Origin of the sequence: Streptomyces sp. NPDC012769 (assembly GCF_042901205.1) — a bacterium.
Taxonomy (GTDB): domain Bacteria; phylum Actinomycetota; class Actinomycetes; order Streptomycetales; family Streptomycetaceae; genus Streptomyces.
This window is the reverse complement of record NZ_JBIBCP010000005.1, coordinates 651,845-664,851: the sequence shown is the minus strand read 5'-3', so window position 1 is coordinate 664,851 and position 13,007 is coordinate 651,845. Positions and strand designations below refer to the sequence as shown.

At 70.7% G+C, this 13,007-nt stretch carries 11 protein-coding genes; 3 read left to right on the top strand and 8 right to left on the bottom strand.

The genetic code is table 11. The features are described 5' to 3' along the window. Positions 1–163 precede the first annotated feature (163 nt). Positions 164–1,741, bottom strand: coding sequence for an MDR family MFS transporter (locus tag ACFY7C_RS28310; RefSeq protein ID WP_389655590.1), 1,578 nt, complete (start codon positions 1,739–1,741; stop codon positions 164–166). Between the two features lie 116 nt (positions 1,742–1,857). On the opposite strand from ACFY7C_RS28310, the gene ACFY7C_RS28305 reads away from it, so the two are divergent. Beyond that, the gene (locus ACFY7C_RS28305; RefSeq protein WP_389655588.1) at positions 1,858–2,412 is read left to right on the top strand and encodes a TetR/AcrR family transcriptional regulator; all 555 of its coding nucleotides are present in this window, start codon (positions 1,858–1,860) and stop codon (positions 2,410–2,412) included. Between the two features lie 15 nt (positions 2,413–2,427). Here the strand turns inward: ACFY7C_RS28305 and ACFY7C_RS28300 are convergent, their stop codons facing one another. Then, positions 2,428–3,165 (bottom strand): M23 family metallopeptidase, encoded by a 738-nt coding sequence (locus ACFY7C_RS28300; RefSeq protein WP_389655586.1) that lies wholly within the window; start codon positions 3,163–3,165, stop codon positions 2,428–2,430. Between the two features lie 486 nt (positions 3,166–3,651). Here ACFY7C_RS28300 and ACFY7C_RS28295 point away from each other — a divergent pair, with 486 nt between their 5' ends. Further along, entirely contained in the window at positions 3,652–6,690 is a 3,039-nt protein-coding gene (locus ACFY7C_RS28295) for an NACHT domain-containing protein (protein WP_389655584.1), read from the top strand. A gap of 77 nt (positions 6,691–6,767) precedes the next feature. On the opposite strand, the gene ACFY7C_RS28290 is transcribed toward ACFY7C_RS28295, so the two are convergent. Beyond that, positions 6,768–9,290 (bottom strand): ATP-dependent Clp protease ATP-binding subunit, encoded by a 2,523-nt coding sequence (locus tag ACFY7C_RS28290; protein WP_389655582.1) that lies wholly within the window; start codon positions 9,288–9,290, stop codon positions 6,768–6,770. 464 nt (positions 9,291–9,754) lie between these two features. Here ACFY7C_RS28290 and ACFY7C_RS28285 point away from each other — a divergent pair, with 464 nt between their 5' ends. Then, entirely contained in the window at positions 9,755–10,390 is a 636-nt protein-coding gene (locus ACFY7C_RS28285; protein ID WP_389655580.1) for an SCO3374 family protein, read from the top strand. Here the strand turns inward: ACFY7C_RS28285 and ACFY7C_RS28280 are convergent. From ACFY7C_RS28280 to ACFY7C_RS28260, 5 genes are all read right to left on the bottom strand, one after another. Then, positions 10,369–10,707, bottom strand: coding sequence for an Lsr2 family protein (locus ACFY7C_RS28280; protein WP_389655578.1), 339 nt, complete (start codon positions 10,705–10,707; stop codon positions 10,369–10,371). The genes ACFY7C_RS28285 and ACFY7C_RS28280 overlap by 22 nt on opposite strands. A gap of 156 nt (positions 10,708–10,863) precedes the next feature. Continuing rightward, positions 10,864–11,385 (bottom strand): amino-acid N-acetyltransferase, encoded by a 522-nt coding sequence (locus ACFY7C_RS28275; protein WP_389655576.1) that lies wholly within the window; start codon positions 11,383–11,385, stop codon positions 10,864–10,866. Between the two features lie 9 nt (positions 11,386–11,394). After that, positions 11,395–11,829, bottom strand: a complete 435-nt coding sequence (locus ACFY7C_RS28270) for a BlaI/MecI/CopY family transcriptional regulator (RefSeq protein WP_389655574.1) — start codon at positions 11,827–11,829, stop codon at positions 11,395–11,397. A 121-nt stretch (positions 11,830–11,950) separates the two neighbouring features. After that, entirely contained in the window at positions 11,951–12,130 is a 180-nt protein-coding gene (locus ACFY7C_RS28265; protein WP_389655573.1) for a hypothetical protein, read from the bottom strand. 14 nt (positions 12,131–12,144) lie between these two features. Next, positions 12,145–12,831 carry a hypothetical protein gene (locus tag ACFY7C_RS28260; protein ID WP_389655686.1) on the bottom strand — a complete coding sequence of 229 codons (687 nt, stop codon included), beginning with the start codon at positions 12,829–12,831 and terminating at the stop codon, positions 12,145–12,147. Positions 12,832–13,007: the final 176 nt, after the last annotated feature.

Below are 13,007 nucleotides of genomic sequence, written 5' to 3'. Positions count from 1 at the left end.
GCAGCCGGCGGAGCAGGGCCAGCCGCGCACCCTCGGGGGTGCTGGTCTCCACGCCTCCGAGGTTCGCACTCGCCACTGACAACGGCCCCCACTGCCCACAGGGCAGCGGGGGCCGTCCTCGCGCGGCTGTTTTCGGGGGCGTCGTCGCTAGGGGGCCGGACCGTCAGACCGGCTCGACGACCTTGGCGGCGCCGTCCGCCGGGGCGGGCTCGTCCTTCCCGGGGCCGGTGCCGCGCAGCGGCTCCTCCTTGACCAGGAAGGCGAGGACGAAGCCGAGGACGGCGACGGCCGAGCCGACGAGGAAGGCGGAGTGGGTGCCGGCGGCGACCGCGTGCTGGTAGGCCTCGCGGAGCGCCTCCGGGAGCTTGAGCAGGCTCGCCGCGTCGAGCTGGGCCGACTGGGCGGTGGCGGCCCCTCCGCCGCGGGCCGCCATCTCGTCCTGGACCCGGCCGTTGAACAGCGCGCCCATGACCGCGACGCCGAAGGAGGAGCCGAGGGTCCGGAAGAGCGTGGTCGAGGAGGAGGCGACGCCCATGTCCTTCAGCTCGACGCTGTTCTGCGCGACGAGCATCGTGATCTGCATCAGGAAGCCCATGCCGGCGCCGAGCAGCGCCATGTAGAGGCCGGAGGTGAGCCGCGAGGTGCCGGTGTCCATCTGGGCGAGCAGGAACAGGCCGACGGCCATGAGCGCCGAACCGACGATGGGGAAGATCTTGTACTTGCCGCTGCTGGTGGTGATGCGGCCGGAGACCATCGAGACGACCATCATCGACAGCAGCATCGGCAGGAGCAGCAGCCCCGAGTTGGTCGCAGAGGCGCCCTGCACGGACTGCTGGAACAGCGGCAGGAAGAGCACCGCGCCGAACATCACGAAGCCGACGAGGAAGCCGATCACGGACATCAGCGTGAAGTTGCGGCTGCGGAAGATGTGCAGCGGCACGATCGGGTCGCTCGCGCGGGTCTCGACGTAGAGGAAGGCCGCGAGGGCGCCGACGCCGCCGACCGCGAGGCCGACGATGGTGGCCGAGCCCCAGGCGTACTCGCTGCCGCCCCAGGTGGTGACCAGCACGATGGCGGTGATGCCGAGGGTCAGCAGGGCGGCGCCGAGGAAGTCGATCCGGGTGCCGGGGTCGCGCCGCTTCCTCGGCAGGTGGAGCACGGTGGTGACCATCGCGAGGGCGACGGCGCCGAGCGGCAGGTTGATGTAGAAGGACCAGCGCCAGCCCCAGTGGTCGGTGATGGTGCCGCCGACCAGCGGTCCGCCGATCATGGCGAGGGCCATCACGCCGGCCATCATGCCCTGGTACTTGCCGCGGTCGCGGGGCGGGATCAGGTCGCCGATGATCGCCATCACGCCGACCATCAGGCCGCCCGCGCCCAGGCCCTGGACGGCGCGGAAGCCGATGAGCTGCCCCATGTCCTGGGCCATGCCGCTGAGCGCGGAGCCGATGAGGAAGAGCACGATCGAGGCGAGGAAGACGCCCTTGCGGCCGTACATGTCGCCGAGCTTGCCCCAGATGGGGGTGGAGGCGGCGGTGGCCAGGGTGTAGGAGGTGACGACCCAGGCGAGGTGCTCCAGGCCGCCGAGCTCACCGACGATCGTCGGCATCGCGGTGCCGATGATCATGTTGTCCAGCATCGCGAGCAGCATCGCGATCATGAGGGCGAGGAGGACGACGCGGACGCTGCGCGCCGGCGGTTCCCTCTCCTCGACTGCTCGGTCCGTCCCGTAGGTCGCCATGCCCGTTTCCTTACTTGCCGCCCGGCTAGTTCTACACTGGGGACGGTAGACCCGTAACTTGCCGGTCGTCAAGTAAGTATGTTCCGCGTCGGCTTCCTGGAAAGTGGAGAGCAGTCATGGCCCGAGGCAACACCCGCCAGCGCATCCAGGACGTGGCCCTCGAGCTCTTCGCCGAGCAGGGATACGAGAAGACCTCGCTGCGCGAGATCGCGGAGCGCCTCGACGTCACCAAGGCCGCGCTGTACTACCACTTCAAGACCAAGGAGGACATCCTGATCAGCATCTTCCAGGACCTCACCCGTCCCATGGACGAGCTGATCGAGTGGGCGGGCGGGCAGCCGCGCACCCTGGAGACCAAGCAGGAGATCCTCCGCCGCTACCAGCGGGCACTGCTCGCCGCGGCCCCGCTCTTCCGCTTCATGCAGGAGAACCAGGCGGCGGTGAGCAAGCTGAGCGTCGGCCTGACCTTCAAGGAGCGCATGATCGCGCTGACCGGTCTCGTCCAGGAGCCGGACTTCACGATGACGGACAAGGTCCGCTCCATCAGCGCGATCTTCACACTCCACGCGGGGACGTTCTTCATGCAGAACGTCGAGGGCGACCCCGAGGAGAAGCAGGAAGCCGTCCTCGAGGTCGCCCTCGATCTGATCGGGCAGGCCCACCGGGCCTGACCCCTCACGTCACCGTCAGATGGAGACGCCGTGGGACCGCAGGAAGGCGGCCGGGTTCACGGCGGAGCCGTAGTTCGGGGTGGTGCGGATCTCGAAGTGAAGGTGCGGGCCGGAGGAGTTGCCGGTGTTGCCCGAGAGGGCGATCTGCTGACCGGCGGCGACCTTCTGGCCGATGCCGACCTTGATCTTCGACAGGTGGGCGTACTGCGAGTACGTGCCGTTGGCGTGCTTCACGACGATCGCGTTGCCGTACGCGGGACCGTCGCCGCCGCCGTTCGGGCCGGCCTTCACGACGGTGCCGGAGCCGGCGGCCTTGACCGGGGTGCCGACCGGAACGGCGAAGTCCTGGCCGGAGTGCTTGTGGGCCCACATGGCGCCGCCCTGGTTGTAGCTGGCGGTCAGGGTGTAGCCGGCGACCGGCTTGACCCAGGCGGCCTTCTTCGCGGCGGCCTTCTTCACGGCGGCGGCCTTCTTGACGGCGGCCTGCTTGGCGACGGCCTGCTTCTGGGCGGCGGCCTTGGCAGCGGCGGCCTTCACCTGCGCGGCCAGCTGGGCGGCGGCCTTCGCCTGGACGTCGGCCTGCTTGGCGACGGCGGCGGACGCGGCGACGGCGGTCTGCGTGTTGGCGACGGCGGCATTGCCCTCGGCGGCGAACGCGGAGCCGGCTCCGGCCACCAGCGACGCTCCCAGACCCGCGGCGGCGAGGGCGACGGCGGTGGTACGGATGCTGGGCTTCATGACGCGCTTCGACATACGGGGGAGAACCTCCGGACAGAATGGGACCCGGCGCGAGAGCGGTGAGCGCCGGGCTTGCTCATCCTTGGTAACCCGGACCCCCATCCCGGCCAAAACACCCCATCTACGACATCGCGTCGTAGCGATCTCCAGGGAAGTTCACCTCTTGACGACCCCACGAGGGGCGCACGAAATCGGACAAACCGGCACGCTCGGATCGGTTTAAGCCCATGTGGCACCCCGGCGCCCATGCCCGAAAGGCCGCCGCTCGCCCGCTTCGGGACCCTCCGGGACCAAAGTCCCGCCGGTTCAGTCCTGAACGTCCCGAATCCAGACCAAAAGTCGCCACTATTCCGGCTAGTACCCCCGAAAAGCCCTGTGCGCCTTGTCACCACGGCCGACCCGCGAATGCGAGCTGGGTCACGCAACCAGGGCCTTCGCGGACCCGTCCCGGACTACGCTGACGCTTTCGGGGACGTACGCGGGGAACGCGGGGGGACGCACATGGATCCGGCACTCATCGGCACCCGGCTCGCCTCCGGGGTGCTCGGCCCCCTCCTGAGGAAACTGCTGGTCAGCGACGGCCCGGGGGCGGGCCTTCCGGGCGGGGCCCGGCGCGTGCGGCTCTCCTCCCTCGTCTCCTTCCGCGGCGAGAAGCGCACCCTCACCGAGAAGGACGTCCGCCGCCTCGCCGCCACCCTCGTGGAACGCGCCGCCGACGGCCCCGGCGAGCCGCCGTTCCCCGCGGACGAGACCGAGGCCGTCACCGAGGCGCTCGCGGCCCGCCTCCTCGCCCTCGGCGACCTCGACATGGACGACGTCCAGGCCGTGGCGCTCGGCCCCCAGGCCCTCGCCCGCCGCCTCGGCGCCGCCGCCCCGCCCCCGGACGGCCTCGCCGCCGCCTCCGCCCTCTTCCTCGACTCCGTCACGGAAGCCGCCTGCCGCCACATCCTGGAGTTCTTCACCCAGCGCTCCACCTTCGTGGCCAGGACCCTCGTGGAGCAGACCCGGGGCCAGGCGGAGCTGGGCACGAAGCTGGACCGCCTGAGCGACCGGGTCCCCCACCCGGCCGTACGGGACGCGGACTTCGAGCGGCGCTATCTGGCCCACCTGGCGAAGAAGCACGGCCGGCTCACGATCTACGGCATCGACCTGCACCACTCACCGGACGAGTGGCCGCTGGACATGGCGTATCTGTCGCTGGAGGCGACGGGACCGGCGGAGACCGGCGCCCCCTGGCACGAGCTGAGCGCCCGGGAGCAGCTCTTCGGGCGCCGGCACCCGGGCGCCGCCGCGCTCATCGCCGACCGGGCCCTGGCGGTGCACGACCGCATCCTGCTGCGCGGTCTCGCCGGCTCCGGCAAGACCACCCTCGTCCAGTGGCTGACCCTCTCGGCGGCCGCCGAAGGCCGCACGGAGGGCATGGCCTACCTCCACGGCCGGGTCCCCTTCGTCCTGCCTCTGCGCACCCTCACCCGGCACGGCGAGCGGCTGCCCGCCGCCGAGGACTTCCTCGCCGCCGCCGGCTGCCCCCTCACCGCCCCCGACGGCTGGGTCGACCGGGTCCTGACCGCCGGGCGCGGCCTGGTCCTGATCGACGGCATCGACGAGATCCCCGAGGCCGAACGCGGCCGGGCCCGCCGATGGCTCCGCGACCTGCTCTCCGCCTACGGGGACGGCAACCGCTGGCTCGTGACCTCGCGCCCCAGCGCCGTGGGCGACGACTGGCTGGCCGGGGACGGCTTCACCGAGCTCAGCCTCTCCCCCATGTCCCGTACCGAAGTGGCCACCTTCGTACGCCGCTGGCACCAGGCCGCGGGCCCGGACGCCGCCCCCTACGAGCAGCCGCTGCTCGACGCGCTGCGCACCACCGAGCACGTCGCCCAGCTCGCCACCAACCCCCTGATGTGCGGCCTGATCTGCGCCCTCCACCGTGACCGCCGCGGCTATCTCCCCCGGGGCCGCAAGGCGCTCTACGAGGCCGCCCTGTCCATGCTGCTGACCCGCCGCGACCGGGAGCGGGACATGGGCACCCCGTACGGCATCGCGCTCGACGAGGCCCCGCAGATCCAGCTGATCCAGCGCCTCGCGTACTGGCTCGCCCTGAACGGCCGCACGCAGATGGACCGCGACCACGCCCGCTCGGTCGTCCAGGAGGCCGTGCCGGCGGTCCTGGACGCCTCGGCGTACGACACCGAGACGGTCTTCACCCACCTTCTGCACCGCAGCGGCCTGCTGCGCGAGCCCACCGCCGACACGATCGACTTCGTCCACCGCACCTTCCAGGACTACCTGGCCGCCAAGGCGCTCGTGGACCGCTGGGACATCGGCGTGCTGATCTCCCACGCCGCCGACGACCAGTGGGAGGACGTCATCCGCATGGCGGTCGGCCACGCCCGCCCGCGCGAGTGCGCCGAGATCCTGGGCGAGCTGCTCGCGGCGGCCGACACGACCGAGGACCGCACCACCCGGTTGCGGGTCCTGCTCCTGGCCGCGTCGGCCATGGACCACGCCACGGAGGTCGCCCCGGAGGTCCGCAACGCCGTCCTGGCCCGTACGGCGGACCTCATCCCGCCCCGCAGCCTGGAGGAGGCACGGGAGCTGGCCCAGGTGGGCCGGCTCGTCCTCGACCTGCTCCCCGGCCCGGAGGGGCTGAGCGAGGAGGAAGCCCTGATGGCGGTGACGACGGGAACCCACATCGAGCTCGACGCGGCGATCCCGTACCTGGCCCGGTTCGCCGCCCATCCCGCGCTGAGCGTCCGCTCGCAGCTCGTGTGGGGCTGGGGGCGGTTCGAGGCCGGGCCCTACGCCGACGCGATCGTGAGCCGTCTCGACCCCACCGGCCTGCGGTACACCGTCGTGGACGACGAGCGGGCCGGGGAGATCCTTCGTCTCGCCTCCCTCCCCGATGCGCTCGACATCCGCTCCGAGGTGTCGGACGGGCAGGTGGCCGCCCTGCTCGAGCGCTGCGACCCCCGGGTGCTCGACCTGACGCGGAGCGACGTACGGCCGGATCTGGCCGCGCTCGCCTCGCTCGGGCGGCTGGCGAGCCTCAGGCTGCGCCTTCCCGCGGAGGCCCACTGGCGACTCGGCGACCTCGCGCGGTCCACCCCCCTGCGCAGGCTGCACTTCACCGCCTGGCCGGAGGACGGTCTTGCGGCCCTGGGGGAGCACGCCGGGCTGGATCAGCTCCTGCTGTGGGACGCGCGCATGACGCCCATGGAATGGCGCGAGGTGGCGGAGCTGAAGCGCCTCCTCGTGCTCGCGATCCACGCCATCGACCTGTTCTCCTGTCCGGACGGGCTGCGACTGCCCGACCTGGACGAGCTGGTCATCGATGCCCGCCGGTCGAACCTGCCCTCGCTGGACCGGCTGGTGCGGCTGTTCCCCACCTTGCGGAAGCTGCACGTCCTCGTCGACTCGGGGGACACCATGGACGTCTCCGCGCTCGCCGCCCTCCCCCGGCTCACCGAGCTCCAGGCGATGGGCCTCACCCTCACCGGCACCGAGCACCTCCCGCCGGCCGTCCGGATCCAGACCTGACGACACACAAAGGGGCGGCCCCGGGACCATGAGGTTCCGGGGCCGCCCCTTCAGCGCTGGCTCAGCTCAGCGCAGCGTTACGCGTCCTTCGACAGGTTCGGGCCCGCGCCGCCCGCCGCCTCCACCGGAGGGACGTCCGGCAGAGCCGACTTCTCCTCGCCGCGGAAGGTGAACGTGCGCTCCTCGCCCTCGCCCTCGGTGTCCACGACCACGATGTGGCCGGGCCGCAGGTCGCCGAAGAGGATCTTCTCGGAGAGGGTGTCCTCGATCTCGCGCTGGATCGTCCGACGCAGCGGACGGGCGCCCAGCACCGGGTCGTAACCCTTCTTCGCGAGGAGCTCCTTCGCGGACTGGGAGAGCTCGATGCCCATGTCCCGGTCCTTCAGGCGCTCGTCGACACGGCCGATCATCAGGTCGACGATCTGGAGGATGTCGTCCTGGGTCAGCTGCGGGAAGACGATGACGTCGTCCACACGGTTGAGGAACTCCGGGCGGAAGTGCTGCTTCAGCTCGTCGCTGACCTTCGCCTTCATCCGCTCGTAGTTGGACTTCGTGTCGCCCTGGGCCGCGAAGCCGAGGTTGAAGCCCTTCGAGATGTCCCTGGTCCCGAGGTTGGTCGTCATGATGATGACCGTGTTCTTGAAGTCCACGACCCGGCCCTGGGAGTCGGTCAGACGACCGTCCTCCAGGATCTGGAGAAGGGAATTGAAGATATCGGGGTGGGCCTTCTCGACCTCGTCGAAGAGGACCACGGAGAACGGCTTGCGGCGCACCTTCTCGGTGAGCTGGCCGCCCTCTTCGTAGCCGACGTATCCGGGCGGAGAACCGAAGAGGCGGGAGACCGTGTGCTTCTCGCTGAACTCCGACATGTCGAGGGAGATCATCGCGTCCTCGTCGCCGAAGAGGAATTCGGCGAGCGCCTTGGACAGCTCGGTCTTACCGACACCGGACGGACCGGCGAAGATGAACGAGCCACCGGGACGCTTCGGGTCCTTCAGGCCGGCACGCGTACGCCGGATGGCGCGCGAGAGGCCGATGACGGCGTCCTTCTGGCCGATGACGCGCTTGTGGAGCTCGTCCTCCATGCGGAGCAGTCGCGAGGACTCCTCCTCGGTCAGCTTGAAGACCGGGATGCCGGTGGCGGTCGCGAGGACCTCGGCGATCAGCTCGCCGTCGACCTCGGCGACGACGTCCATGTCGCCGGCCTTCCACTCCTTCTCCCGCTTGGTCTTCGCGGCGAGGAGCTGCTTCTCCTTGTCGCGCAGGGAGGCGGCCTTCTCGAAGTCCTGCGAGTCGATCGCGGACTCCTTGTCCCGGCGGACGGCGGCGATCTTCTCGTCGAACTCGCGGAGGTCCGGCGGCGCGGTCATCCGGCGGATGCGCATCCGGGAGCCGGCCTCGTCGATCAGGTCGATCGCCTTGTCGGGCAGGAAGCGGTCCGAGATGTAGCGGTCGGCCAGGGTCGCGGCCTGGACGAGGGCCTCGTCCGTGATGGAGACCCGGTGGTGGGCCTCGTAGCGGTCGCGCAGACCCTTGAGGATCTCGATCGTGTGCGGCAGCGACGGCTCGGCGACCTGGATCGGCTGGAAGCGGCGCTCGAGGGCCGCGTCCTTCTCCAGGTACTTGCGGTACTCGTCGAGCGTGGTGGCACCGATGGTCTGCAGCTCGCCGCGGGCCAGCATCGGCTTGAGGATGCTGGCGGCGTCGATCGCGCCCTCGGCGGCACCCGCACCCACGAGGGTGTGGAGCTCGTCGATGAACAGGATGATGTCGCCGCGGGTGCGGATCTCCTTGAGGACCTTCTTCAGGCGCTCCTCGAAGTCACCGCGGTAGCGGGAGCCGGCGACCAGCGCGCCGAGGTCCAGGGTGTAGAGGTGCTTGTCCTTGAGGGTCTCGGGCACCTCGCCCTTGACGATGGCCTGGGCCAGGCCCTCGACGACCGCCGTCTTGCCGACGCCGGGCTCGCCGATGAGGACCGGGTTGTTCTTGGTCCGGCGGGACAGCACCTGCATGACCCGCTCGATCTCCTTCTCGCGCCCGATGACCGGGTCGAGCTTGGACTCGCGGGCCGCCTGGGTGAGGTTGCGGCCGAACTGGTCGAGGACCAGGGACGTCGAGGGCGTGCCCTCGGCAGGACCGCCGGCGGTGGCGGCTTCCTTGCCCTGGTAGCCGGAGAGCAGCTGGATGACCTGCTGCCGGACCCGGTTGAGATCGGCGCCCAGCTTCACGAGGACCTGGGCGGCGACGCCCTCGCCCTCGCGGATCAGGCCGAGCAGGATGTGCTCGGTGCCGATGTAGTTGTGGCCGAGCTGGAGGGCCTCCCGGAGCGACAGCTCCAGGACCTTCTTGGCACGAGGGGTGAAGGGGATGTGCCCGGACGGGGCCTGCTGGCCCTGGCCGATGATCTCCTCCACCTGCTGGCGGACCGCCTCGAGCGAAATCCCGAGGCTCTCCAGGGCCTTAGCGGCGACACCCTCACCCTCGTGGATAAGGCCCAGGAGGATGTGCTCGGTGCCGATGTAGTTGTGGTTGAGCATCCGGGCTTCTTCCTGAGCCAGGACGACAACCCGCCGCGCGCGGTCGGTGAACCTCTCGAACATCGTTAATCGCTCCTCAGAGCGGTCAGTCAGTTAGGGGTCGATCCCCTCCCTGTCCTTCCGCAGCTTAGTCCCGCAAGCGGGGACCGCTCATTCCAACTGCCGACATCCGTCCGGATCACCCCCTTACTTCTCGGGGAGACCTGCTGCCGAACAGCCGACAAATGCTCCAACTCGATGGTGCGAGACGATGTTCCCGCAGGCCAAGCTGTTAGCCACGGCTTCAGTACGCCGATGGCGAACGTGAGACGCTTCCGCCTGCGAGACGCCCCTCCTCACATGGAATGTCTTACCCGTAAGTACCGACACTCCATGCGGCGCACCCCGGTTCCCTCCGCTACGGGCGAACAACCTTGCGCGGTCGAATGCACCCGTACGCCCCCATCATGGACACCCGGTGCTCCCGAGCGAGGACTCTCGGTCACCGTTCGCCGTAACCCGCCGGGTCCCGGGGGCGTTCCCCCGGTATGGCCCTCACCGTCCCGCCGCCCCGCTCGCCGATCGACGGCGGTCTGGCGCGGTGGTACGAGCACGAGCTCGGCTGGGCGACCGCCGCCGGGCCACCGGTGCAACTGGTGACGGGGCTGCGGTTCGACGTCCTGGAGCTGCCGGCGGCGGCCGGCCGCGGCGTGCTGCGCCGGTTGGGCGCCGCCGTCGGTCCGGTGGCCCTCATGGGGCGGCGGATGCGGCTGCTCGTGGCAGCGGGGAGCGCGGAGGAGCTTCCCGGGCTGCTCGACTGGCTGGAGTGGGGCGGGATCTCACTGGATCTGGCGATGCTCGGCACCGACGGCCGGATGACCGCCCCCGTACCCCCCGGCCTGAGACCCGCCGGTCGCGGCGGTTCCGGCACGCCGGACGCCGCGGTGTGGCTGAGGGCCCCGGAGCCGGGGCGCGAGGTCGAGTCCTCGCTGCCGGCCCTGCGGCCCTCGCTGGGGGGACGCCCCGCCGACGCCGGCCGGCCCTGTCTGGTGCGGCTCGTGGCCGCCGCGGCCGCCGAGTGCCACCGGGTGCGGCTGCTGAGTGCTGCCCGGGGCCGCCGGCCGGAGCCGGAGGCGGGGGCGGCGGCTCAGCAGCGAGGCGCTCAGCGGTTCGCGTCCTCGTAGGCGGCCTTGATCTCGGCGGGCACGCGACCGCGGTCGTTCACGTTGTAGCCGTTCTCCTTCGCCCAGGCGCGGATCTTGGCGGTGTCCGGGCTGCCACCGGAAGCGGCGACACGGCCCTTGCCGCGGGTGCCGGCGCTGCGGCCACCGGTGCGACGGCCATTCTTGGTGTACGGCTCGAGCAGGTCACGGAGCTTGTCCGCGTTGGCGGTGGTGAGGTCGATCTCGTAAGACTTGCCGTCCAGAGCGAACGTCACGGTCTCGTCCGCCTCGCCGCCGTCGAGGTCATCGACAAGAAGGACCTGAACCTTCTGTGCCACCGGATTTCCTTTCATCGAAAATGCAGTACGCGGAAAGGAAACCGCTTTTCCCGGAAAAACACAAACCCCTGGCAGAGGTTCAGAACCCCGGCAACGCGGGAAACGTGCGCGATTCGGACATAGGCACTCCGAAGACGCCCCGATCCGCCCGCCCGGTCACAGGTGCAGAAGCATCCGGCTGTTGCCCAAGGTGTTCGGCTTCACTCGTTCGAGACCCAGGAACTCGGCGACACCCTCGTCATAGGAACGCAGCAGCTCGCTGTAGACATCTCCGTCGACCGGAGTCTCGCCGATCTCGACGAAGCCGTGCTTCGCGAAGAAGTCGACTTCGAAGGTGAGGCAGAAAACCCGGCGGACACCCAGCCATCGCGCGGTGTGCAGCAACTTGTCGAGCACCTGATGTCCCACTCCGGCGCCCTTGAAGTCGGGGTCGACGGCGAGAGTGCGGACTTCGGCGAGGTCTTCCCACATCACGTGCAGGGCGCCGCAGCCGACCACCACGCCGTCGTCGTCGCGTTCGGCGACCCAGAACTCCTGGATGTCCTCGTAAAGCGTCACGGTCGCCTTGTCGAGGAGGATGCCGCGGCGCGCGTAGGGGTCGACGAGACGGCGCAGAGCGGCGACATCGGAGGTGCGGGCCCGGCGCACGGTGACGGCATTGACGGAAGCGGATGACATGGAGGGACGTTATCGCCCGGGGCCGCCGGTCTCCTCGCCGCCCTCGGCCGTTTCGGCGGGTGGCGCGGGGGCGGCTTCGGGGGTGTCCTGGCGGGCGATACGGACGGCGTCGTTCAGTGCCTCGCGCTGTTCGGGCGACATCATCCCGAAGAAGGCGACGAGGGCCGCGGCGGGGTTGTCGCTCTGCGCCCAGGCCTCGTTCATCAGTGCGGCCGAGTAGGCGGCCCGGGTGGAGACCGCCGTATATCGATAGGCGCGGCCTTCGACTTCCCTGCGCACCCAGCCCTTCTGATGGAGATTGTCCAATACCGTCATGACGGTGGTGTAGGCGATGGACCGTTCCTGCTGGAGATCCTCCAGGACTTCCCGGACGGTCACCGGGCGGTTCCATTGCCAGACGCGGGTCATGACGGCGTCTTCCAGCTCTCCCAATTGACGGGGCACAGCGCCACCTTAGTGCGAGACCGGTGAATACACACCCATTCCTGGACGAAACGCCTCGGGAGACAGCAAAAAGGACGTACGGCCTGACGGCGGTCGTACGTCCTCGGGGCCCCGGTCCCTGCTACGGGGCGGTGCTGCCGCCCTGCTGGCGGGCGGACTCGGCGCGGGAGAGGGCGGCGTCCACGGCCGCGTCCTCCTTGGCCTTGTTCGGTCCGCCCTGGCTCTTGACGATCGTGACGACGAGGCCGATGAAGAACGCGGCCATCACGACGGGGGGCAGGAGCGCGGATACGTAGTCCATGGCGTCCAGAGTAGCTATCCGGCGGCGCGTTCTTCGGGCGGGGGCGGCGGTACGGGGCGCCGGCGCGGCGGGAACACCTCGGAGGGCTTGGGCACCGGTCGCTCGCCCGGCGCGGGCGGTTTCGGCCCGGGCCGTCCGGGACCGTCCGGGGCGGGCGCCCTCGGGCCCTCCTCGGCCGCGCGGCCGCCGGGCAGGGCGAGCAGCCGGGTGCGCGGTGCGGGCGCGGTGCCGGCCGGGGCCGGGGTCCGCGCCGCGACGGGGGCGGGAAGCGGGGTGCGCGGCCGGGCGGGGGCCGGGGCGGTGAGCGGTGTCCGGGTGCCGGCCTGGGCGACACGGGCCAGGCGGGCGCGGACGGATCGTTCCGCCAGGACCTGGCAGCGGGCCAGCAGCGCGGCGGCCGCCGGGTTGCCGCGCAGGGCCCGCAGGGCGGCGAGGTCGTCGGCGCCGGGGTCGTAGCCGGCGGCCAGGGCGTCCTTCAGGAGCGCCAGATAGCCGGGCAGGGCGGCGGGCAGGGCCTGGCGGTAGCGGACCAGGTCCGCGAGGAGGAAGGCGCGCTGCCGGCCTGCCTCGCGCACCGCCTCGTCCACGGAATCGGCCAGGCGCAGGCAGTCCTGGACGTCGTCGTCCTGAAGGGGGGCAGGGTTGAGTGCGGTGGCGAGGGCGCGTCGGAGCACACGCAGCTCGTCCGCGCTGAACGCCATGCCGCCGCGGGGTCCGTAGGGCGTGGGCATGGGCCGACGATACGCGCTAATCGGACAAATCCCCGCGCTTTTCGATCTTCTCGGCGGGTCGGTCCGCCGATCGGGTCGAAAGGTCGCCCACCCGGCCCTACCCGCCCTGCCCGGCCCTGCCGGCCCGGCCCTGCGTACGCGACCGG

Coding starts and splice junctions, on each gene's coding strand:
- ACFY7C_RS28290 (WP_389655582.1), bottom strand. CDS start 9,290: ATGTTCGAGAGGTTCACCGACCGCGCGCGGCGGGTTGTCGTCCTGGCT.
- ACFY7C_RS28305 (WP_389655588.1), top strand. CDS start 1,858: ATGGCCCGAGGCAACACCCGCCAGCGCATCCAGGACGTGGCCCTCGAG.
- ACFY7C_RS28300 (WP_389655586.1), bottom strand. CDS start 3,165: ATGTCGAAGCGCGTCATGAAGCCCAGCATCCGTACCACCGCCGTCGCC.
- ACFY7C_RS28275 (WP_389655576.1), bottom strand. CDS start 11,385: ATGTCATCCGCTTCCGTCAATGCCGTCACCGTGCGCCGGGCCCGCACC.
- ACFY7C_RS28285 (WP_389655580.1), top strand. CDS start 9,755: ATGGCCCTCACCGTCCCGCCGCCCCGCTCGCCGATCGACGGCGGTCTG.
- ACFY7C_RS28310 (WP_389655590.1), bottom strand. CDS start 1,741: ATGGCGACCTACGGGACGGACCGAGCAGTCGAGGAGAGGGAACCGCCG.
- ACFY7C_RS28295 (WP_389655584.1), top strand. CDS start 3,652: ATGGATCCGGCACTCATCGGCACCCGGCTCGCCTCCGGGGTGCTCGGC.
- ACFY7C_RS28265 (WP_389655573.1), bottom strand. CDS start 12,130: ATGGACTACGTATCCGCGCTCCTGCCCCCCGTCGTGATGGCCGCGTTC.
- ACFY7C_RS28260 (WP_389655686.1), bottom strand. CDS start 12,831: ATGGCGTTCAGCGCGGACGAGCTGCGTGTGCTCCGACGCGCCCTCGCC.